Source organism: Streptomyces sp. NPDC058295 (genome assembly GCF_042880655.1).
Classification (GTDB): Bacteria; Actinomycetota; Actinomycetes; order Streptomycetales; family Streptomycetaceae; genus Streptomyces; species Streptomyces coriariae.
The window spans coordinates 106,812-126,136 of sequence record NZ_JBHVYO010000018.1 but is presented as its reverse complement, the minus strand read 5'-3'; the positions used below and the strand labels follow the sequence as shown (position 1 = coordinate 126,136).

Below are 19,325 nucleotides of genomic sequence, written 5' to 3'. Positions count from 1 at the left end.
GCGGGCGGGTCAGCCGGCGTACTGCGCGAAGACCCGGGTGAAGTCCCAGGGCTGCTGGGCGACGCCCGAGCAGGTGTCGGCACCGCCGCCGGTGCAGGGCCGGTCGCGGTTGACCGACCAGAAGGTCAGCCGGGCCAGATGGCGCTGCTGGGCGTACGCGAGGATGGTGCGGAAGTCGGCGACGGTCACCGTCTCGCTGTTGTCGGTGATGCCGTTCATCGAGGAGATGCCGGTGCGCCGGTAGGCCTGGTCGTCCGAGTACCCGTACGCGTTCTTCACCGCGGTCTTGAGTCCCTCGGCGGCCCGGACGGTGAGCTGGCCCATGTTCTGGCCCGCGCCGCCGAAGTCGAACGGCATGATCGTCCAGCTGTCCACGGTGAGCCCGGAGGCGGCGGCCCTGCCGATCAGGCTGCTGTCGGGCCCGTTCTGCCCGGTGCCGAAGGTGATGTACACCTTGATGCCCGGGTTGTTGGCCTTGATGGTCTTCAAGGCGTCGACCGTGCGCTGCTGCACGGTCGGGCTGTCGTAGGCCGCCGCCTCGATGTCGATGTCGATCGCCTTGAGCCCGTAGGCGTTGATCACCTTCTGGTACGCGGCGGCCAGTTCGCCCGCGCTGCCGCAGGAGCTCTCCAGCTTGTTGCCGCTCCAGCCGCCGAAGGAGGGGATCACGTCACCGCCGGCTCCCCGGACGGTGCTGACGGTCTGCTGGTCGACTCCCCCGGTCAGCGGGCGGCTGCCGTCCCACTGCGGGTTGCAGTATCCGTTGCTGAGGACGAAGGCGAGCGTGAACCACTTGACGCCGGTCGCGTTCATCACGGTGGTGGGGCTGGGCGGGCTGCCCCACCCGTTGTAGAGGTACGGCGCGACGGCCATGGCTCCCGGTCCGGGCGCCGGCTCTCCGCCGCCGGCGGGCGCCGTCCACTTCTGGTTGGCGGATCCGGTGCAGGTCCAGATCTGGAGCCGGGTGCCGTTGGCGGAGCTGTTGCCGGTCGCGTCCAGGCACTTGTTCGCCTGCGGGTTGACGATGTCGCGGGCGGCGGTGACGGTCCACTGCTGGGCCGCGGAGCCGTTGCAGTCCCACAGTTGGGTCCGGGTGCCGTCGGCGGTGCCGCCCGAGGTCACGTCCAGGCACTTGCCGAGCGCGCGGATCGTGCCGTCGTCGCTCACCGTCCACTGCTGGGCCGCGCTGCCGTTGCAGTCGTAGAGCTGGACGGCCGTGCCGTTGGCCGTGGCGGCACCCGCGATGTCGGCGCACTTGCCGCCGATCCCGGTGATCTGCCCGGCGGCAGCCGCGGCACCGCTCGCCGGCGTGCCGTTCAGGCCGGTGAGCAGGGCGGCAACGGCCGCCGCGCCCAGCGCGCCGCGTACCGCGCGGCGGTGCGGGAACCTCCTGGTCATCGGGTCACCGTCCACTTCTGCTGAGAGGCACCGGTGCAGGTCCAGATCTGGAGCCGGGTGCCGTTGGCGGAGCTGCCGCCCGTGGCGTCCAGGCACTTGTTCGCCTGCGGGTTGACGATGTCCCGGGCGGCGGGCACGGCCCACTGCTGGGCCGCGGAGCCGTTGCAGTCCCAGAGCTGGACGGGGGTGCCGTCCGCGGTGCCGCCCGAGGCGACGTCCAGGCACTTGCCGAGCGCGCGGATCGTGCCGTCGGCACCCACGGACCACTGCTGGGCGGCGGTGCCGTTGCAGTCGTACAGCTGCACGGCCGTGCCGTTGGCGCTGTTCGCCCCGGCCACGTCCACGCACTTGCCGGCGAGGCCGGTGATGGGGCCACTGGCGCCCGGCTGGGCGGTCTCGGTGCTCACCCGGACGTAGTCGACCAGGAGTTGCTGGGGGAAGGCCGTGCTGCCGTCGGGGTCTCCGGGCCAGTAGCCGCCGACCGCGAGATTGAGGATCAGGAAGAAGGGCTTGTCGAAGACCCACTGCCGTCCGCCGAGGTCGGCCGGGGTGCGCCGCTGGTAGACGGTGCCGTCGACGGACCAGGTGATCGCGTTCGGGCTCCAGTCGACGGCGAAGGTGTGATAGGCGTCGGCGAACGCCTGGCCGCCGGGCAGGGTGTACCCGGCGCCGATGCCACCGGAGCCGGAGTATCCCGGGCCGTGCAGGGTGCCGTGGACGGTGGCCGGCTCGAAGCCCACGTTCTCCATGACGTCGATCTCGCCCGAGGCGGGCCAGCCGACCTGGCCGATCTCGTTGCCCAGCATCCAGAACGCGGGCCACATGCCCTGCCCGCGCGGGACCTTCATCCGGGCCTCGACCCGGCCGTACGTCGTGGTGAACCGGCCGGCCGTGTTCAGCCGGGCGGAGGTGTACTCACACCGGCCGTACCAGCACTGGTAGTTGCCCGGGTTCTCCCGGCGGGCGGTGATCACCAGATGGCCCTGGCCGTCCAGAGCGGCGTTGCGGTTGCCCGCGGTGTAGTACTGCCGCTCGTGGTTGCTGACGTTGTCACCGGTCTCGGTCTGCCATCGGGCGCCGTCCACGGCGGAACCGGCGGGCCCGTCGAACTCCTCGGAGAACGTGACGGCGGCCGCCTGGGGTGCCGGGACGGCACGTGCGGAGGTGTCCTCCGCGGACGGAGACACGCCCAGCGCCGGTCCGGTGGACAGCGACGCGAAGGCGAGGAGCGAGGCCAGCGACAACAGCAGACGCCGGGGCAGGCGCGGAGAGGCCATGGCTCTCCCTTCCTGGCACATGACGGACGGCCACGACATGGTCATGACATCCGTGGGCGCGGCCGGGCGGCTCACCGCTGACCGCGCCGAATGGGTGGGGGGTGCGAACCGGCCCTGACATGGGCTTAGTTCACTACGTGATTTAAGAAGTGAGTAATGACCCTGTCAAGAGTTTGGTCTGGACCAGATTCGCGAGACGCGGATTCGCGGGACCCGGATCCGGAGGCCCGGAAGCGGTAGAGGGGCCTTCGGAGCCGGAGCCGGATGTCATGGAGGGGGTGGTCCGCCGCCCGGCGGTCGCGGGAGGGCAGGATGGGACCATGAGCGTAGTCAAGATCAACGTACTGACCGTCCCGGCGGAACAGCGGGAGACCCTCGAGAAGCGGTTCGCCGCGCGAGCCCACGCCGTCGAGAACTCGGACGGCTTCGAGTGGTTCGAGCTGCTCCGCCCGGTCGAGGGCACCGACACCTACCTCGTCTATACGCGCTGGCGTGACGAGGCGTCGTTCCAGGCCTGGCTCGAGGGCCCGATGAAGGCCGCCCACCGGGGTGACACCGAGGGGGAACGGCCCAAGCCCGCGGCGTCGGGCTCCACCCTCTGGTCCTTCGAGGTGGTGCAACAGGCGGCACCGAAGGGCGAGTAGCCGCCCCCGGGGCGGGTGGCCGCCTGCCGGCCCGCCGCGGCCGTCCACCGCCGGCCGTCACCGGCGAGGGGCGGCCGTCCCGGTCGGCGTCGGGGCGTACCGCTCCGACGCGACCCTCCGGGACCCTCAGGACGTCAGGCCGCTCGGCGCCAGAGCGGGCTCGAGGAAGGTGACGCCGGTCAGTTCCTCGGACACGGTCCACAGCCGCAGGGCGGCGGCCGGGTCGCTGGCCGCCGGGGAGCGGCCGACCAGGGTCGGGGCCCCGCGCATCTCGAAGAGGCCGTCGGGGCCGACGTAGCTCGCGCCGGGCAGGTCCCGGACCGCGGCGTACAGGGTGGGCAGCGCACCGGCCCGGCTGTCCTGGGCGACGAGCCGGTTGCCCAGCCGCATGAAAAGGCGCCGCAGGAAGCTGGCGTCGCGCCCCTGGAGGTTGGTGGCGGCCCAGCCGGGGTGCGCGGCCAGAGCGCGTACCGGCGAGCCCGCCTCGCCGAGCCGCCGCTGGAGTTCCAGGGTGAAGAGCAGGTTGGCGAGCTTGGACTGGCTGTAGGCCGCGATCGGGGTGTACTCGCCGGTCAGGTCGAGGTTGTCGAAGTGGATACGGGGGCTGCCCGGCATCTTGTGCGCGCCGGACGACAGGACGACCACGCGGTCGGTGATGTGCGGCAGCAGCAGATTCGTCAGGGCGAAGTGACCCAGGTGGTTGGTGCCGAACTGGGCCTCGAAGCCGTCCTTGGTGCGGGCCTCGGGGACGTTCATGATGCCGGCGTTGTTGATGAGCAGGTCCAGGTGGCCGCGCCAGCCGGCGGCGAACTCGCGCACGGAGGAGAGGTCGGCCAGGTCGAGCCGGCGCACCTCCACGCTGCCCGGCACGGCGGCGGCCGCCGCCTCGCCGCGCCGGGGGTCCCGCACCGCCAGGACCACATGGGCGCCCGCGCGGGCCAGTGCCTCGACGGTGGCGAGGCCGAGCCCGCTGTTGGCGCCGGTCACCACGGCGGTGCGGCCGGTCTGGTCGGGGATGTCGGTGGTGTTCCAGGGCTGGGTGGTCTTCATGTCCTTTGCCATGAGTCCAATGTATGCGGTGCTCACAATGTTGGCAACGATAACAATGTGGGCACTGCTCACGCCGGGCTAGGCTGAGGGCATGAAAAGCCGCCCCTACCACCACGGAGACCTCCCCGCGGAGCTGCTCGCACGCGCCGAGCAGACCTTGCGCGAGAGGGGATCGGGAGCGCTGTCACTACGGGAACTGGCCCGTGACATCGGGGTGAGCCCCGCCGCGCCGAGCCGCCACTTCAAGACCAAGCAGGCATTGCTGGACGCCTTGGCACTGACCGGCTTCCAGCGGCTGGCCGCCGTCATCTCGGCCGCCCAGGAAGACGTCGGCGAGTCGTTCGCGGAACGGCTGGGCGCCGCGGCCCGCGCCTATGTCGGTTTCGCCGTGACCAACGCCGCGCTGCTCGACCTGATGTTCTCGGCCAAGCACAGCCCGGAGGCGTCGGAGGCACTGGGGACGACGGCCCACCTGTGGTCCGAGCAGCTTCTCGAACTGATCCGCGACGGGCAGCGCCGGGGCGAGGTGCGGCAGGGCGAGCTGGACCGCGTCGCCCTGCCGATCTTCGCGGCGCTGCACGGCTATGCCGGGCTCACCGTGAGCGGGCTGCTGCCACCGGAGATCACCGAGCCCGGCCTGGACGACGTGATCGCGTCCGTCCTGCGCGGCTGCCAGCCGGAGTAGCGCCGCACGGGAGCAGCGCGGTATCGAGGGGGGCCTTACCGAGCACCCCCGTACGGAGCAGGGCCGCTCGGGGCACGGCCGTACAGGGCAGGGCCGTACAGGGCGGGGCCGCTCGGGGCAGGGCCTGCCGGAGCCGGAGAGATCAGGAGCAGGTCCGTACGAGGGGACGGCCGCTCAGACGACCGGCTCGCCGATGCCCAGGAGGTTTCCCTCGCTGTCCCGGAACCAGACCGCGCGCTCCCCCCGTGCCCCCTTGCTCGGGTAGTTCCCGTCGATCTCGGCGATGCCGTCCTTCGTGCCGAACCCGGGTACGTCGACCTCTTCGAACACCACGCCACGACCCTTGAGCTGCGCCACTACCGCGTCCAGGTCGTCGACCTGCCACCCCATCTGGGTGAAGGTGCCGGGCGAGGCTCCCGTCGACGTGAACAGGGCGAACTCCGTCCCTCCGCATCGGTACAGCAGCCCACCAGGCCTTTCGTCGACGGGCTCCAGCCCGAGCCGCTCGGCGTAGAAGCGCCGCGCCCGGTCCAGGTCCCGGGCGGGAAGCCTGGTCGCCACGCGCCCCCGGGCCAGCATGTTCCTGTCGTCTGCGTTCATGCTTCCACTGTCACGCAGGCCCGCGCCGGACGGAGGACGACACCGGGTTCATGACGGCCGTCCGCCGAACTGCCAGTCGTGGACTTCGACGTCGGCATAACGGTCCGGGGCCAGGACGGCGCGCGCCGAGTCCGGGTCGGGGGCTCGGAGCAGCACCGCGGTACCCACCCGGGTAGCCCCGTCGTCGGACAGCAGCGGCCCGTACGCGATCAGCTCGTCCCGGTCGGGCGGCACGACGAGACCGTCGTCCGTGCCCGGGCCGAGGCCCAGCACCACATACCGGTTGCCGCCGCTCCGGCCACCGGGGAAGTCCCACATGGTGCGCCCCAGCATGTTGCGCCACCGGCGCAGCAGCACGTCCCGGTAGACGCCGGCCTGGTAGTTGGGCTCGTCGAAGGCGAACGCTCGGGCGGCGACGGCATCCGGGAGGTCGACGATGTGCACACTGCCGGTGGGCGTGTCGCCGTCGGCGGCGAAGGTCGGACCCCGGGCGATCATCTGCGCCGCGTACCGGTCCATGTAGGACCAGTGCTTCTCGATCAGTTCGTCGCGCAGGGCGGCGGAGGCGGGCCGGTCACGGTGATAGCAGAAGAACTCCATACCGGCAGACCCTTCCCAAGTCCGCCCGGTATCTCAACCGGCTTTCGGCGGGAGGAGCGCGGGCACGGGCTTGCGGAGGACCGGTGACGTGACTGTCACCCGGTCCTGGTCAGCCCACGCCCGCCTCGCGCCGCCGGACGGCCACCCGCCGCAGAACTCCGCCTCGACGATCTTCGCGGGGTCGCCGGCCCGGTCGCCGTTGACGTTGGCGGCGAGGGAGTGCTTGCCGCCCGCCGTGGTGAACGGCACGGAACTGGATCCGTGGATACCGCCGCTGTGGCCCCATCCGGACCCCGCAGCTCAACTCGGTGCCCGGAGCGAATTCGGGCCGGTGACCCATGGCGATCTTCAGGAGCTCGCGGGGAGTGCAGGTGCGGTACCGGTTCTTGAAGAAGTTCTCGGGCAGGAAGACCTCGCTCTGGAGGTCCTCGTCGTCCGTGTAGCTGAAGATGTGGTTCGGTCAGGGGAAGGGACCCGGTGGGCGGGCGCGGAGTTGCCGGGCTTCGGAGGGTTGAGCCGCTTTCGGCCGTTCCGCCCGAGCCGCCCGGCGCCCGCTCACGGTGGTTCGGTCGGCCCGCGGCGGCACTCTCCCACCCGCGCGAAATCCCCTGGTCGGCCCCCGAGCGGTCGGGCCGTCGCCACGGCCGACGGCCCGGTGCGGCAACTGCGTTTCTCACCCGGTAACTTGACGCGCCATCATATAGTTGCGACGGCGCGCGGTGCTCCCCCTGTTCCCCGCCGCGCGGGCGGCCCTCACTGGAAAGGCACGACCCTGCGGAACCAACCGCGCAGCGGCACCGACGACGTCTCCGCCGCCCTGTCCTCGCCCCGTCGGTCGGTGTTCTCCCCCGCCGCCGACGTCATCGGCTCGGAACTCGACCTGCTGATGACCGGCAGCCATGTCGTGCACGCGCTGACCCCCGGATTCTGCGACGCGGCCTCGGTCTACCTGCTGGAGCGGTGGCGCGTCGAGGAGAACGCGCACGTCGGCGTGGACGCGCCCAGGATCGAGGCCCGCCGGATGGCACTGCGTGTCGGGCCGGGCGCGCGGGAGGACTGGGAGGGCATGCTGCCGGTCGGCGAGGTGATCGCCTTCCCCCGGGACACGCCGTACGCCCGCGCGCTCGCCGCAGGGCACGCGCAGGTGCTCGACGCGGTGGACCCGCACACGTCCGAGCGGCTCATCGCCTCCGGGGACGGCGAGGCCCGCGTCTGCGACCTGCTGAGCGTGGCGGCCTTCCTCGTGGTGCCGCTGCGACTGCGGGACCTGGCGATCGGCTTCGTCACCTGCACCAGGGGGCCGGGCGGGGCGCCGTTCGGCCCGGCGGACGTGGCCGCCGTGGAGGCACTGGCCGCGCGGGCCGCCGTGGCCCTCGACAACGCGCGCCGCTACGAGCGCGAACGCCGGACCTCCCTGGCGATCCGCAACAGCCTGCCGCCCGGCACGGCGCAGGAGTTCGGCGGCTGCCGCACCGCGCACGGCTGTCTGCCCGCCGGGCAGGGCAACCTCGTCGGCGGTGACTGGTTCGACGTGCTGAAGCGGCCGGGCGACCGGGTCAGTCTGATCGTCGGGGACGCCATGGGGCACGGTCCCGAGTCCGCCGTCGCGATGATCCAGCTGCGCACCGCCGTCCGTACCCTGGCGGCGCTCGACATCCCCGCGGCCGATCTCATAGGACGGCTCGACGCCCTCGCCGGCGACTCCCCCGGCGTGTCCTTCGCGACCTGCATATACGCCGAGTGGGATGCCCGGCGGCGCACCTGCACCCTGGTGGGGGCGGGCCATCCTCCCCCGCTGTTGCGCGGCCCGGACGGCCGTACGGCGCCGGTCAGGCTGACCGGGGCGGGTCTGCCCCTCGGGCTCGGGGCGGGCAGCTACGAGGAGACCGTGCTGAGCGTGCCGGATCCGGCCCTGCTGGTGCTCTACAGCGACGGTCTGGTCGAGTCCCGCGACGCCGACATCGACCAGGAGATCACCCGCCTCGCGCGCACCGTGGACGCGGCGGCCGCCGCCGAGCCCGTGGGCGGCGACGGGCAGGACGCGCTGCCGTCCCTGTGCCGTCGACTCCTGCACGACCCTTCCGGCGCGGCCGGAGCCGACGACCGCACCCTGCTGCTGGCCGAGCTGACCCCGGCCGGGTGCTGAGTCACCGGGCCCGGCCGCCGGGGCGTGCCGGGTTCCCGGGGCCGCTCAGGCCGTCATGGTCGCCCAGACCGCGTTGCCGCCGGTGAGGCTCGACAGGTCGACTCCCCAGGTCTCGGCGAGCTGCTCCACGAGGAAGAGGCCGCGGCCGCCCTCGTCGTCCGGTCCGGGCTCACAGCGGGGCAGGCCCCGTCCCGTGCGGTCGTGATCGTGCACCTCCAGGCGCAGCCGCCCGTCCGTGACGAGTCCCACACCGCACAGGAACCGGGTGCCGAACGCGTGCCGTACGGCATTGGTGGCCAGCTCGGACACGAGCAGGACGGTGTCCGCGCACAGCTCGCCCGGCAGCCGCCAGGCGGCCAGTCGCGCGCTCATGGCACGGCGGGCCACCGAGACGCTGGAGCGGTGTGCCGGGAGTTCGATCCAGTGCGTCCGATCGGGGCTCCAGGTGTCCAAGGGCCGGGGTGAGGACGTCGTGTGGGGGGACACGGTGGTCGCCTTCCGTGGGGGGCGGCAGCAGCCAGAGGCGGGGAATGGTGAGCAACGGACCTACGAGGAGGGGGTGTTCCGTACGGGCCCGGTACCGCGACCGCCCGAGCGATCCAACTCCTGTGGGGGTGGCAGGGGTCGGCTGGGGAACGCTCGAGTTCGGCAGCACGCTTCACTCAAGTAACTATGCTCGCAACGAAGTTCAAGCTGCAACCGACTGCCTGACAATTTCAGCGAGCCGGTACCCGTCACGTTGCTGCGGCAAGTCGCCGTCGGACTTGCGGCGGTGACACCCCCTCAGGAGGCAGGGCGTGAGCGAAGGCCGTTCGGGCACGGGCAGCACCGGTGACACCCACGGTGCTGCGCGTGATCCTCGAAGGCGACTCCAGGAGCGGCGCCTGAACGCGGGTGGCTTCGACGGCACCGGTCGGACCCGGTGCGGGACCGGCCCCGGTGTCAGTGTTCCCGGGCGGGAAGCCGGTCCAGGCCGGTGTCGAGCAGAATGCGCTCGACGGTCTGCGGGAGCGTGCTGTCGGCGCCGATGACGGTCTCGACGGCGCCCGGCAGCAGATCGAGCTCCCGGTACCAGGCACACAGATCCGCCTCGCCGACCTCGTGGGCGATCGGCTTCGTGGCGTGACGCACCAGGGTTTCGGCGAGCGGCACATGAAGGTAGTAGCCGTGGGTCGGACCTCGGTGCTCCCTGCGCAGTCGTCCGAGCATGGGCCCGTACCGGTCGGCGTAGAGGATGCCTTCGAGGACGACGTGGTAGCCGGCGTCCAGGGCATAACGGGCGACGGCCTCGATCAGCCCGATGTTCGCCGCGCCGGGCCGGTCGTGCTCGCGCAGCACGATCCGGCGGAGGTTGTCCTGCCCGACCAGGGCCAGGCCCCGGCCGAACCTCTCGCGGAGACCGGCCGCCACCGCCGACTTGCCCGAAGCGCTGTTGCCGCGCAGGACGATCAACCGGGTCTCTGGGGTGCCCACCATCACGGGGCTCACGCTACCGGCCCGGCCGACATCGGCGCGCGCGTCGCTCCCGGTTCCGCGCGGTGGCGGGGCCAGTCGGAGGAAGGATTCGGCGGTCTCGATTCACTCGTGCACAGGGCGAGTTGAGGGGCCCGGGAGAGGTACGGGCGGTGTGTCCGACGGCGCGGCCGGACCGGCCGGCAGCCAGGTGTGAAGCCGGCTCGTTTTCGCGTGAGCACCGTTCGAACCGAGCGAAAATGTGAACGGGTGTACGTACCAGGGTCGTTGGGACGTAAGTTGTGGCTCGAACTGCCCACGCCTCGGCCGAAAGACGGACACCCCTCATGACCGACCATGTGACCACGCCCGGTTCAGCGGCACCTCAGAAGATCGACACCTCGGTGCCGCACTCGGCCCGCATCTGGAACTACTGGCTGGGCGGGAAGGACAACTACCCCGTCGACGAGCAGGCCGGCGACGCCTACACCGCCGTGTTCCCCGGCATCGTCACCATCGCGCGCAGCAGCCGCGCGTTCCTGCGCCGCAACATCACGTACCTGGTCTCCGAGGCGGGCATACGGCAGTTCCTGGACGTCGGAACCGGCCTGCCGACCGCCGAGAACACCCATGAGGTCGCCCAGCGCCTCGCCCCCGAGACGCGGATCGTCTACGTCGACAACGACCCGCTGGTCCTGGCCCACGCCCGCGCCCTGCTCTACTCCACCCCGGAGGGCGCGACCTCCTACGTCGACGCCAACGTGCTGGACCCGGAGCGCATCCTGGCGAGCGCCGCGGAGACGCTGGACTTCAGCCGTCCCACCGCGCTCATCCTCAGCAACATCCTGGGCCACGTCGCCGACCACGACCAGGCCCGCTCCATCGTCACCAGCCTGATGGCGGCACTGCCGTCCGGCAGCTACCTCTCCGTCAACGACGGTTCGCGGGGCATCGACCCGGTCTTCGAAGAGGCCCAGGACGCGTACAACGAGAGCGGCGCCGTCCCGTACAACCTGCGCTCCGTCGACGAGATCACGGCGTACTTCGACGGACTGGAGCTCCTGGAGCCCGGAGTCGTCTCGGTCCCCCTCTGGCGCCCGGAGGCCACCTCCCCCGCCCCGGACGTGATCGGCGAACACGGCGGCCTCGCCCGCAAGCCGTAGCACCCGCGCCGCCGCCCTCCGCACCGGACGGGCGGCCGACGCGCGCTGACGCCGCTCCGCCACACCCGCCGTCCAAGCCGGTGCGGCGGAGCCGTTCAACTCTCCTACCGATATTGACGGATAATGTCAGTACTCCGTAAGATCGACCCCGGCATTGAGTGTCAGCATCAAGCCCTGGCTAGCTGACCGGCAACCCTCCTCCGCGGTGGGGTGCTCCAGGTGAAAGCCCGGCGGGGTCACCGACCCCGCAAGCGCGTGGCCCCGGTCCAGGGGCCTGAGACGGGGAGGACCAGCGTGCGGCACAGCGGCAACCTGAGTGCCTCGATCGCGACCGCGGCACTGTTCTCCGGATTCTCGCGCCGACGCCACATCGACCTGCAGCGCTCCGCCAGCTGTCTGTGTCAGGGCTGATCACGCCCACCCCGCAGGCTGACCCTCGCCCACCGCGCGGTCACGCCGTCATCGACGTCGCCATCGACCCGGTCGTCGACGTCCCCTTCCCCTGAACAGTTCTGAGCAGTGCCGGCCCGTGCGGGGCAGGCACCCTCCGCGCATCGCCATGGCCGCGTTCCGCACCGGCCTGTGCGCGGTGACCTTGGAGTAGGAGAACCATCCCGTGACAGCGCATCCGGATTCCCGTACCCCCCGATGGGCGGCGCTCGCCGCACTCGTGACCGGCAGCCTGCTGCTCGGCGCCTGCTCGTCGGGCGGCAGCGGCAGCTCGAGCGGCGAGGGCGGCAGCCCGAAGTCGGGCGGCACCCTGACCTTCGCGGTGGGTTCCGACGCCGGCTGCGTGGATCCGCAGCAGGTGGGCAGCAACGACACCATCTACTCACTGCGTCAGGTCGTGGACTCCCTCACCGACCAGGACCCCAAGACCGGCAAGATCGTGCCGTGGCTCGCGAAGAGCTGGGACATCAGCCCGGACACCACGACGTTCACGTTCCACCTGAGATCAGGGGTGACCTTCAGCGACGGGACACCGCTCACCGCGCAGGTGGTCAAGGACAACTTCGACGCGGTTCCGAAGCTCGGCGCCCTCGGCACCCTCGCCCAGGGGTACCTGAGCGGCGTGGAGAGCACCACCGCCGTGGGCCCGCTCACGGTCCGGGTGAAGTTCAAGCAGCCCAACGCGCAGTTCCTCCAGGCCACCGCCACGCACTCGCTGGGGATCGAGTCGTCGGCGAGCGTGCGCAGGAGCCCGCAGGAGAAGTGCAGCAAGGGAGTGGTCGGCTCCGGGCCGTTCGTGCTGAACGGCTATGTGCAGAACCAGTCGATCACCCTGGCCAAGCGCGCCAAGTACGCCTGGGGTTCCTCGCTGTGGACCAAGCAGGGCGAGGCATACCTGGACAAGCTGGTGTTCAAGGTGGTGCCCGAGGCGGGCGTGCGCACCGGCAGCCTCCAGTCCGGCCAGGTAGACGCGATCGGCAGCGTCGGCAGGGCCAACGAGGCGGCGCTGGGCGGCGGCGCGGTGAACCTCCAGCAACGGGCCAACCCGGGTGTGGTGTTCAACCTCGGGCTCAACAACTCCCGGCCGCTCTTCAAGGACGCGAAGGTACGCCAGGCGATCCTGTTCGCCATCGACCGGCAGCAGATCGTCGACGCCGTGTTCCCGACCGGCACCGAGCCGGCGACCAGCATCCTGGCCCACACCACACCGGACTACACCGATCTCGGCTCCGACCTGACCTTCGACGCGGCCAAGGCGAAGTCCCTGCTGGACTCGGCCGGTTGGCGGGCGGGCGGCGACGGCGTCCGGGTCAAGGACGGCAAGAAGCTGAGCCTGACCGTCAAGTGGTTCGCCAACGCGGCCACCACCCAGCCCGCGCTGGAACTGATCCAGCAGCAGCTCAAGGCCGTCGGTGTCGAGGTGGTGCTCAAGCAGCTCCAGATCGCCCAGTTCTCCCCGACCCTTCAGTCCGGTGACTTCGACGCGGTGTGGGGCAACGTGACCCGCGCCGACCCGGACATCCTGCGCAGCTCGTACTCCACCCGGCTGGCCAACTTCTACCACCTGCCGGCCGGCCCGCTGGACACCGCGCTGACCCGGCAGGCCGCGACGACCGACGCGGCGAAGCGCAAGCAACTCGTCACCCAGGCACAGCAGTTGATCGTGCAGAACGCCTACGTCGTACCCGTGGTGGAGCTCCAGACCCAGCTCGGGGTCGCGAAGAAGGTGCACCACCTCGACTTCGAGGCCTCCAGCCGGATCCAGCTGCACGACACCTGGATCGGATAGCCGCCGGCATGCGTCTCTATGTGGTCAAACGACTCGCGCAGGCCCTCGGCGTGCTCTGGGCGGCCTACACGGTGTCCTTCCTCGTACTGGACTACCTGCCCGGTGATCCCGTCTCGGCGATGGCCGGCGCGGGAGCGGACACCGGGCAGGTCGATCCGGCCCAACTCGCGGCACTGCGGCACGAGTACGGCTTCGACAAGCCGATTCTCGCGCAGTACGCCGACTATCTCGGCAGGGCGGTGCGCGGCGACTTCGGCGACTCGGTGTCCACCGGCCGACCGGTGACCTCGACGCTGGCCGACGCGCTGCCGCAGACCCTCCAGCTGACCGGGGCGGCACTGCTCCTCGCGGTGTTCCTCGGCGGCGGGCTCGCGGTGCTCGCGACCTACACCACCCGGCGCTGGTTGCGGCAGCTGCTGCTGTCACTGCCGCCGCTGGGGGTCTCGGTGCCGACGTTCTGGGTCGGGCTGGTCCTCGTCGAGCTGTTCTCCTTCCGGACGAGACTGTTCCCCGCGTTCGGCAACGACGGGCTGCGGGGCCTGGTGCTGCCCGCGGTCACGCTGGCGATCCCGACCGGCGCCCTGGTGGCGCAGGTGCTGGCCAAGAGCCTGCTCACGGCGCTGGACCAGGCCTATGTGGAGACCGCCCGGGCCAAGGGCGCCGGCCGGCTGCGCATTCATCTGCGGCACGCGCTGCGCAACGCCTCGCTGCCGGCGCTGACGGTCGTCGGACTGCTGGCCGGCCAGCTGATCGCCGGTTCGGTCGTCGTCGAGACGGTGTTCTCCCGCGACGGTCTGGGCCGCGTGACCGCCGCCGCGGTCACGGTCCAGGACATCCCGCTGGTCCAGGGGGTCGTGGTGTTCGGGGCGCTGATCTTCGTGGCGGCCAATCTGATCGTCGATCTCGTCTACCCGCTGCTCGACCCGCGGATCGTGGTGGCGGCGACCAGGAAGGTGCGTCCCGCATGAGCCGGACACTTGCCGACGGTGTCACCGCCGGAACCGCCGGAACCGCCGAAACGGGAGGGACGGCAGGAACTACCGAAGAGGTCGGACCGGTCGGACCGGTCGAAGCCGCGGCCCGCCTGGCCCGGCCGGTGGATCCGGGGGCCGACCCGGGCCCCGCGAGTGCCGGACGCGGTGTCGGACCGCGGCGGTTCCTGGTGTTCCTGCTGCGCCGGCCCGGGCTGCTGGCCTCGGTCCTGGTGCTGGTGCTGGTGGTGCTGGCCGCCTTCTGGCCAGGGCTGTTCACCTCACAGGACCCGCTGCACGGGGTGCCCGCGGAGAACTTCCGGAGCCCCGGCGGCGGGCACTGGTTCGGCACCGACGAGCTGGGACGTGACGTGTTCTCGCGGGTGGTGCACGGTGCCCAGCTGTCGCTGAAGGCGACCCTGATCGCGGTGGGGTTCGCGTTCGTGGTCGGCGGCCTCATCGGCCTGGTCGCCGGGTTCGTCGGCCGCTGGGTCGAGGACGTGCTGATGCGCTTAGTCGACGTACTGCTGTCGATCCCGTCGCTGTTCCTGTCCCTGGCCCTGGTCACCGCACTGGGCTACGGAACGGTGAAGGTGGCCGTCGCGGTCGGCATCGCCAGCGTGGCCGGCTTCGCCCGGGTGACCCGCGCGGAGGTACTGCGGGTGCGGCAGGCGGTCTTCGTCGAGGCGTCGCGCTCCTGCGGGGCCCGCTGGTACTCGGTGCTGGGCCGGCACGTCCTGCCCAACGCGGCGGGCCCGGTGATCGTGCTCGCCACCCTCGAGTTCGGCGCCGCCATCCTCGCCGTGTCCTCGCTCAGCTTCCTCGGCTACGGGGCGCCCCCACCGGCGCCGGAATGGGGCACGTTGATCTCCGACGGGCGCAACTACCTGGCCAACGCCTGGTGGCTCACCGCGCTGCCCGGACTGGCGATCGCGGCGACGGGCCTCGCCACCAACCGCATCGCGCGGGCGCTGGACGGCGAATGGTCCCGCCGGCGATGACCGGCCCCACGACGAACGAACCCGAGACGGACGTACCCGTGACGGAAGAAACCGTGACCCACGAGTCCGTGACCCACGAGTCCGCGACCGACCAGACCGTGCCCGACCATGCCGCGTCCGGCCTCCGCGCGACCGGTCTCCCCACGACGGACAGGGCCACGCCGGACGAGACCGCGACGGCCGGGACCGCAGCCCACAGAACCGCGACAGACGAGGCCGCGACGGCCGAGACCGTGACGGCCGAGACCGTGACGGCCGAGACCACAACCGACGGAACCGCGACAGACAAGGCCACGACGGCCGAGGCCGCCACCTACAAGCCCGCTCCCTACAAGGCCGCCACCGACAGGGTCACGACGGTGGGGTCCGCAACCGACGAAGCCGCCGCCGACAAGGCCGCCGTCGGCAAGGCCTCGACCGACGCCGCTTCGGCGGACGAGCCCGCGCTGCTGGAAGTGCGGGGCCTGTCCGTGTCGTACCGCACGCGTGGCGGGACCGTGCACGCCGTGCGGGGCGTGGACCTCGACGTATGGCCGGGGCAGGTCACCGCGGTGGTCGGCGAGTCGGGTTCCGGGAAGAGCACGACCGCGCACGCGATCATCCGGCTGCTGGCGGCCAACGGCGGCATCGACGCCGGTACCGTCCGCTTCGGCCGGCACGACCTCACCGCCCTGTCGGAGCGGGAGCTGCGTACCGTACGCGGCGCACGGATCGGGCTGGTGCCGCAGGACCCGACGGTGTCGCTCAACCCCGTCAAACGCATCGGCGAGCAGGTCGCCGAGGTGCTGCGCATCCACGGGCTGGCGACCCGCCGCTCCGCTCCGGCGGCCGCGATCGCGATCCTGGACCAGGCAGGGCTGCCCGACGCGGCCACCCGCGCCCGGCAGTACCCGCACGAACTGTCCGGCGGCATGCGCCAACGGGCCCTGATCGCGGTCGCCATCGCCGCGAAACCGCAGCTGATCATCGCCGACGAGCCGACCAGCGCCCTCGACGTCACCGTGCAGCGCGTGATCCTCGACCACCTCCAGCACCTCACCGAGGAGTCCGGCACCGCCGTGCTGCTGGTGACGCACGATCTCGGCGTGGCCGCCGACCGGGCGCAGCGGATCGTGGTCATGGCCGAGGGCCGGGTCGTCGAAGCCGGGCCCACCCGGGACGTCCTGGAGAACCCGCGGCACGCCTACACGCGGCGGTTGCTGGCCAGCGCGCCCAGCCTCACCACGGCCCGGCCGCGCGCCACGGCCGCGGTCACCGCACCGGCTCCCGACGAGACACCGCTGGTCGAGGCCCGCAACCTGGTCAAGGAGTTCCGGCTGCCCGCAGCAGCGGGTGCGGCCCGCACCCTGCGCGCGGTCGACGACGTCAGTCTCACCCTGCACCGCGGCCGGACGCTGGCCCTGGTCGGCGAATCCGGCTCGGGAAAGTCCACCACCGCCCGTCTGGTGCTGCGGCTGGTCGATCCGACCTCGGGGAGCGTCCTGTTCGACGGCGCCGATGTCACGACCGTCCGTGGGGCAGGGGCCCGGCAGCTGCGCCGGCGGGCCCAGCTCGTCTACCAGAACCCGTACGCCTCGCTCGATCCCCGGTTCTCGATCGGCGAGGTGATCACCGAGCCGCTGCGCGCGTTCCGGGTCGGCGACCGTGCCTCCCGGCTCGCCCGGGCCCGGGAACTGCTCGACCGGGTGGCGCTGCCCGGCTCGGTGCTGGACCGCCGCCCGGCGGAACTGTCCGGCGGGCAGCGGCAGCGCGTCGCGATCGCCCGCGCCCTCGCGCTCTCGCCCGATCTGGTGGTGTGCGACGAGCCGGTGTCCGCGCTCGACGTGTCGGTCCAGGCTCAGGTGCTGGACCTGCTCGCCGAACTCCAGGCCGACACGGGAGTGGCGTACCTGTTCATCTCGCACGACCTGGCCGTCGTACGCCAGATCGCGCACCGGGTGGCCGTCATGCGGTCCGGCCGCGTCGTCGAGACGGGCACCGCCGGGGAACTGTTCACCCACCCCCGCCACGACTACACCCGCGAACTGCTCGCGGCGATCCCCGGCGGCCGCCACGCGTCGGCCGGGGCCGCCGACTCGCCTGAACCGAAGGAGCACCAGTGACCGTTCACGACACCTCGGCAGACCTCGACGCCTTCGTCGACGACTGGCAGGAGTGGCATCACCGGCAGGAGGCACGACTCGCCGACCCGCACGGGTTTCTGGCCATCACCGGCCTGCACTGGCTGAGTGATCGGCCGGAACGCTTCCCGGACGCACCGGGGGCGTGGTCCACCGGCGCCGACGGAATCGTCGTGGTCCTCGACGAAGGCGAGGAACTGGTCGTCGACGGAACCGCTGTCCGGGGCGAGCACCGCTTCGGAGTGATCCCGGAGCGCGGCGGGGTCGACGCCGTGTGGGGCGACGCCGTCATCGAGGTGGCCAAGCGCGGCGGGCAGGACATCATCCGCCCCCGGCATCCGGACACCCCGCTGCGCACCGGCTTCACCGGCACACCGGCCTACGACCCGCACCCCCGCTGGGTGGTGACCGGCCGTTACACGGCGTTCGACGAGCCCAGGCCGACGACCGTGGGCGCGGCGGTCGAGGGGCTGGAGCATGTGTACGACGCGCCGGGCCGGGTCGAGTTCGAGCTGGACGGGCGTCCGCTGGCGCTGACCGCGTTCCCCGGGCACGGCCCGGGAAGTCTGCTCGTCCTGTTCACCGACGCGACCTCCGGGGTCACCACCTACGCGGCCAACCGGGCTCTTGCGCTGGACGCGCCCGCCGCCGACGGCACGGTCGTTCTGGACTTCAACCGGGCGGCGAACCTCCCGTGCGCCTACACCGATCTGGCCACCTGCCCGCTGCCGCCCGCGGAGAACCGGCTGCCGGTGCCGGTCGAGGCCGGCGAGAAGATCCCCCGCGAGCGGGGCGGGTCCTGACCACAGAGCACCGAGCACCGAGCACCGAGCACCGCTGAGCCGACCCCGATCCTGAGGACTGGCACCGTATGAGCATCCCCTCCATCACCTCGTTGGCCTTTCTCACCCCGGGCAACTTCGCCGACGACGATCCCTACACCGGTCTGGAGGAGACGCTTCAGCTGTTCGAGTACGGCGAACGGATCGGCTTCGACGGGGCCTGGGTCAGGCAGCGGCATCTCGAACACGGGGTGGGTTCGGCCGCGGTGTTCCTCGCCGCGGCGGGCCAGCGGACCGAGCGGGTCGAGCTGGGTACCGCGGTCATCCCGATCGGGTACGAGAGCCCGTTCCGGCTGGCCGAGGACCTGGCCCTGGCCGACGTGCTGTCCCGTGGCAGGCTTCAGACCGGGTTCAGCACCGGCATGCCGCACGCCGAACTGCTCGGCGATCTGGTGTACGACGGGGACTGGCGCGGCTTCGACCTGTCGTACGGCCGGATCGCCCGCGTCGTCGACAACCTGCGCGGGGACTACCTCGGTGGTCCTGACACCGTGATCCAGTCGCCGGGCAACACCCAACGGCCGCGGCTGCAGCCGCACGCCCCGGGCCTGTTGGACCGTGTCTGGTACGGCGGCGGCAGCCTGCGTTCGATCCGGTGGGCCGCGGAACACGGCCTGAACCTGCTGAGCGGCAACATCGTCACCGGTGAGGGCACCGACGACTTCACCACGGCCCAGCTCACCCTGCTCTCCGAGTACCGGCGCACGGTCTCCGCCGCTCGTCCGGCGCGGGTGGCACTGGGCCGGGTGATCGTGCCGCTCGACAGCGCCGACGCCCCCACCCGGGCCCGGTACCGGGAGTACGCGGCCGCCCGGCACGCGCGCACCCTGGCACCGCAGGGCAGGAACCGGACCCTGTTCGCGCCGGACCTGGTCGGGACGGCGGAGCAGATCCTGGAGCAGCTGGCCGCGGATCCCGTGGTCTCGGCCGTGTCGGAACTGCGCCTGGAGTTGCCGTACGAGTTCCATCGGGGTGACTACGAGCAGATCCTGCACGACGTCCGGCACTTGATCGCGCCGGAGCTGGGCTGGCGGCCCGCCGGTGCGGCCGCCCCACAGGCCGCCCGGCCGGTCGCCGCCCGGGGCGGCGCCGGCTGATGAGCGAGCCCGGGCCGGGGCGGTACGGGCAGGAAGGGTA

19 protein-coding genes and 1 riboswitch are annotated in these 19,325 nt (G+C 71.8%); of the genes, 11 read left to right on the top strand and 8 right to left on the bottom strand.

Features of this window, described 5'->3' with window-relative positions; genetic code table 11:
* Nucleotides 1-9: 9 nt before the first annotated feature.
* Entirely contained in the window at nucleotides 10-1,398 is a 1,389-nt protein-coding gene (locus tag ACFVYS_RS20965) for a ricin-type beta-trefoil lectin domain protein (protein ID WP_389504028.1), read from the bottom strand.
* Nucleotides 1,395-2,675 (bottom strand): ricin-type beta-trefoil lectin domain protein, encoded by a 1,281-nt coding sequence (locus tag ACFVYS_RS20960; protein WP_389504026.1) that lies wholly within the window; start codon nucleotides 2,673-2,675, stop codon nucleotides 1,395-1,397. The genes ACFVYS_RS20965 and ACFVYS_RS20960 overlap by 4 nt, the downstream gene beginning before the upstream one ends.
* Before the next feature lie 320 nt (nucleotides 2,676-2,995).
* Between ACFVYS_RS20960 and ACFVYS_RS20955 the strand changes: the two genes are divergently transcribed.
* Nucleotides 2,996-3,319, top strand: a complete 324-nt coding sequence (locus ACFVYS_RS20955; RefSeq protein ID WP_057606645.1) for an antibiotic biosynthesis monooxygenase — start codon at nucleotides 2,996-2,998, stop codon at nucleotides 3,317-3,319.
* Between the two features lie 126 nt (nucleotides 3,320-3,445).
* Here the strand turns inward: ACFVYS_RS20955 and ACFVYS_RS20950 are convergent, their stop codons facing one another.
* Nucleotides 3,446-4,381, bottom strand: a complete 936-nt coding sequence (locus ACFVYS_RS20950; protein ID WP_389504024.1) for an oxidoreductase — start codon at nucleotides 4,379-4,381, stop codon at nucleotides 3,446-3,448.
* 79 nt (nucleotides 4,382-4,460) lie between these two features.
* Between ACFVYS_RS20950 and ACFVYS_RS20945 the strand changes: the two genes are divergently transcribed.
* Nucleotides 4,461-5,054 (top strand): TetR/AcrR family transcriptional regulator, encoded by a 594-nt coding sequence (locus tag ACFVYS_RS20945; protein WP_389504022.1) that lies wholly within the window; start codon nucleotides 4,461-4,463, stop codon nucleotides 5,052-5,054.
* 174 nt (nucleotides 5,055-5,228) lie between these two features.
* Here the strand turns inward: ACFVYS_RS20945 and ACFVYS_RS20940 are convergent, their stop codons facing one another.
* Genes ACFVYS_RS20940 through ACFVYS_RS20930 form a run of 3 tightly spaced genes read right to left on the bottom strand, consistent with a single transcriptional unit; the run spans nucleotide 5,229 to nucleotide 6,503 of the window.
* The gene (locus ACFVYS_RS20940) at nucleotides 5,229-5,654 is read right to left on the bottom strand and encodes a VOC family protein (RefSeq protein ID WP_389504021.1); all 426 of its coding nucleotides are present in this window, start codon (nucleotides 5,652-5,654) and stop codon (nucleotides 5,229-5,231) included.
* 48 nt (nucleotides 5,655-5,702) lie between these two features.
* A complete protein-coding gene (locus ACFVYS_RS20935; RefSeq protein ID WP_389504019.1) occupies nucleotides 5,703-6,254 on the bottom strand; it encodes a YciI family protein in 552 nt (183 codons plus the stop codon).
* Between the two features lie 33 nt (nucleotides 6,255-6,287).
* A complete protein-coding gene (locus tag ACFVYS_RS20930) occupies nucleotides 6,288-6,503 on the bottom strand; it encodes a hypothetical protein (RefSeq protein ID WP_389504017.1) in 216 nt (71 codons plus the stop codon).
* A 589-nt stretch (nucleotides 6,504-7,092) separates the two neighbouring features.
* Between ACFVYS_RS20930 and ACFVYS_RS20925 the strand changes: the two genes are divergently transcribed.
* Entirely contained in the window at nucleotides 7,093-8,400 is a 1,308-nt protein-coding gene (locus ACFVYS_RS20925) for a PP2C family protein-serine/threonine phosphatase (RefSeq protein ID WP_389504015.1), read from the top strand.
* Between the two features lie 45 nt (nucleotides 8,401-8,445).
* Here the strand turns inward: ACFVYS_RS20925 and ACFVYS_RS20920 are convergent, their stop codons facing one another.
* Nucleotides 8,446-8,886 (bottom strand): ATP-binding protein, encoded by a 441-nt coding sequence (locus ACFVYS_RS20920; RefSeq protein ID WP_389504014.1) that lies wholly within the window; start codon nucleotides 8,884-8,886, stop codon nucleotides 8,446-8,448.
* Nucleotides 8,887-9,342: 456 nt separating this feature from the next.
* Entirely contained in the window at nucleotides 9,343-9,876 is a 534-nt protein-coding gene (locus ACFVYS_RS20915; RefSeq protein WP_389504013.1) for a kinase, read from the bottom strand.
* 323 nt (nucleotides 9,877-10,199) lie between these two features.
* Between ACFVYS_RS20915 and ACFVYS_RS20910 the strand changes: the two genes are divergently transcribed.
* The 8 genes from ACFVYS_RS20910 (at nucleotide 10,200) to ACFVYS_RS20875 (ending at nucleotide 19,285) form a co-directional block, all read left to right on the top strand.
* Nucleotides 10,200-11,015, top strand: coding sequence for an SAM-dependent methyltransferase (locus ACFVYS_RS20910; RefSeq protein ID WP_389504011.1), 816 nt, complete (start codon nucleotides 10,200-10,202; stop codon nucleotides 11,013-11,015).
* A 150-nt stretch (nucleotides 11,016-11,165) separates the two neighbouring features.
* A riboswitch (SAM riboswitch) is annotated at nucleotides 11,166-11,275 on the top strand.
* On the top strand, nucleotides 11,235-11,426 hold the full coding sequence (locus tag ACFVYS_RS20905) for a putative leader peptide (protein WP_389504010.1): 192 nt from the start codon (nucleotides 11,235-11,237) through the stop codon (nucleotides 11,424-11,426). Its footprint overlaps the riboswitch before it by 41 nt.
* A gap of 205 nt (nucleotides 11,427-11,631) precedes the next feature.
* Nucleotides 11,632-13,254, top strand: coding sequence for an ABC transporter substrate-binding protein (locus ACFVYS_RS20900; protein WP_389504009.1), 1,623 nt, complete (start codon nucleotides 11,632-11,634; stop codon nucleotides 13,252-13,254).
* Between the two features lie 8 nt (nucleotides 13,255-13,262).
* Nucleotides 13,263-14,222: an ABC transporter permease gene (locus tag ACFVYS_RS20895; protein WP_389504007.1), complete on the top strand. Its 960-nt coding sequence runs from the start codon at nucleotides 13,263-13,265 to the stop codon at nucleotides 14,220-14,222.
* A complete protein-coding gene (locus ACFVYS_RS20890) occupies nucleotides 14,219-15,226 on the top strand; it encodes an ABC transporter permease (protein ID WP_389504006.1) in 1,008 nt (335 codons plus the stop codon). The genes ACFVYS_RS20895 and ACFVYS_RS20890 overlap by 4 nt, the downstream gene beginning before the upstream one ends.
* A 446-nt stretch (nucleotides 15,227-15,672) precedes the next feature.
* Nucleotides 15,673-17,328, top strand: a complete 1,656-nt coding sequence (locus ACFVYS_RS20885; RefSeq protein ID WP_389504100.1) for a dipeptide ABC transporter ATP-binding protein — start codon at nucleotides 15,673-15,675, stop codon at nucleotides 17,326-17,328.
* Entirely contained in the window at nucleotides 17,325-18,149 is an 825-nt protein-coding gene (locus tag ACFVYS_RS20880) for a DUF1684 domain-containing protein (protein ID WP_389504004.1), read from the top strand. Before ACFVYS_RS20885 ends, ACFVYS_RS20880 begins: the two co-directional genes overlap by 4 nt.
* Nucleotides 18,150-18,217: 68 nt before the next feature.
* Nucleotides 18,218-19,285 carry an LLM class flavin-dependent oxidoreductase gene (locus ACFVYS_RS20875; RefSeq protein WP_389504002.1) on the top strand — a complete coding sequence of 356 codons (1,068 nt, stop codon included), beginning with the start codon at nucleotides 18,218-18,220 and terminating at the stop codon, nucleotides 19,283-19,285.
* Nucleotides 19,286-19,325: the final 40 nt, after the last annotated feature.

What these genes read in the sequence shown, in the direction of transcription:
- ACFVYS_RS20965 (WP_389504028.1), bottom strand. Translation starts at nt 1,398, where the DNA reads ATGACCAGGAGGTTCCCGCACCGCCGCGCGGTACGCGGCGCGCTGGGC.
- ACFVYS_RS20960 (WP_389504026.1), bottom strand. Translation starts at nt 2,675, where the DNA reads ATGGCCTCTCCGCGCCTGCCCCGGCGTCTGCTGTTGTCGCTGGCCTCG.
- ACFVYS_RS20955 (WP_057606645.1), top strand. Translation starts at nt 2,996, where the DNA reads ATGAGCGTAGTCAAGATCAACGTACTGACCGTCCCGGCGGAACAGCGG.
- ACFVYS_RS20950 (WP_389504024.1), bottom strand. Translation starts at nt 4,381, where the DNA reads ATGGCAAAGGACATGAAGACCACCCAGCCCTGGAACACCACCGACATC.
- ACFVYS_RS20945 (WP_389504022.1), top strand. Translation starts at nt 4,461, where the DNA reads ATGAAAAGCCGCCCCTACCACCACGGAGACCTCCCCGCGGAGCTGCTC.
- ACFVYS_RS20940 (WP_389504021.1), bottom strand. Translation starts at nt 5,654, where the DNA reads ATGAACGCAGACGACAGGAACATGCTGGCCCGGGGGCGCGTGGCGACC.
- ACFVYS_RS20935 (WP_389504019.1), bottom strand. Translation starts at nt 6,254, where the DNA reads ATGGAGTTCTTCTGCTATCACCGTGACCGGCCCGCCTCCGCCGCCCTG.
- ACFVYS_RS20915 (WP_389504013.1), bottom strand. Translation starts at nt 9,876, where the DNA reads ATGGTGGGCACCCCAGAGACCCGGTTGATCGTCCTGCGCGGCAACAGC.
- ACFVYS_RS20910 (WP_389504011.1), top strand. Translation starts at nt 10,200, where the DNA reads ATGACCGACCATGTGACCACGCCCGGTTCAGCGGCACCTCAGAAGATC.
- ACFVYS_RS20895 (WP_389504007.1), top strand. Translation starts at nt 13,263, where the DNA reads ATGCGTCTCTATGTGGTCAAACGACTCGCGCAGGCCCTCGGCGTGCTC.
- ACFVYS_RS20890 (WP_389504006.1), top strand. Translation starts at nt 14,219, where the DNA reads ATGAGCCGGACACTTGCCGACGGTGTCACCGCCGGAACCGCCGGAACC.
- ACFVYS_RS20875 (WP_389504002.1), top strand. Translation starts at nt 18,218, where the DNA reads ATGAGCATCCCCTCCATCACCTCGTTGGCCTTTCTCACCCCGGGCAAC.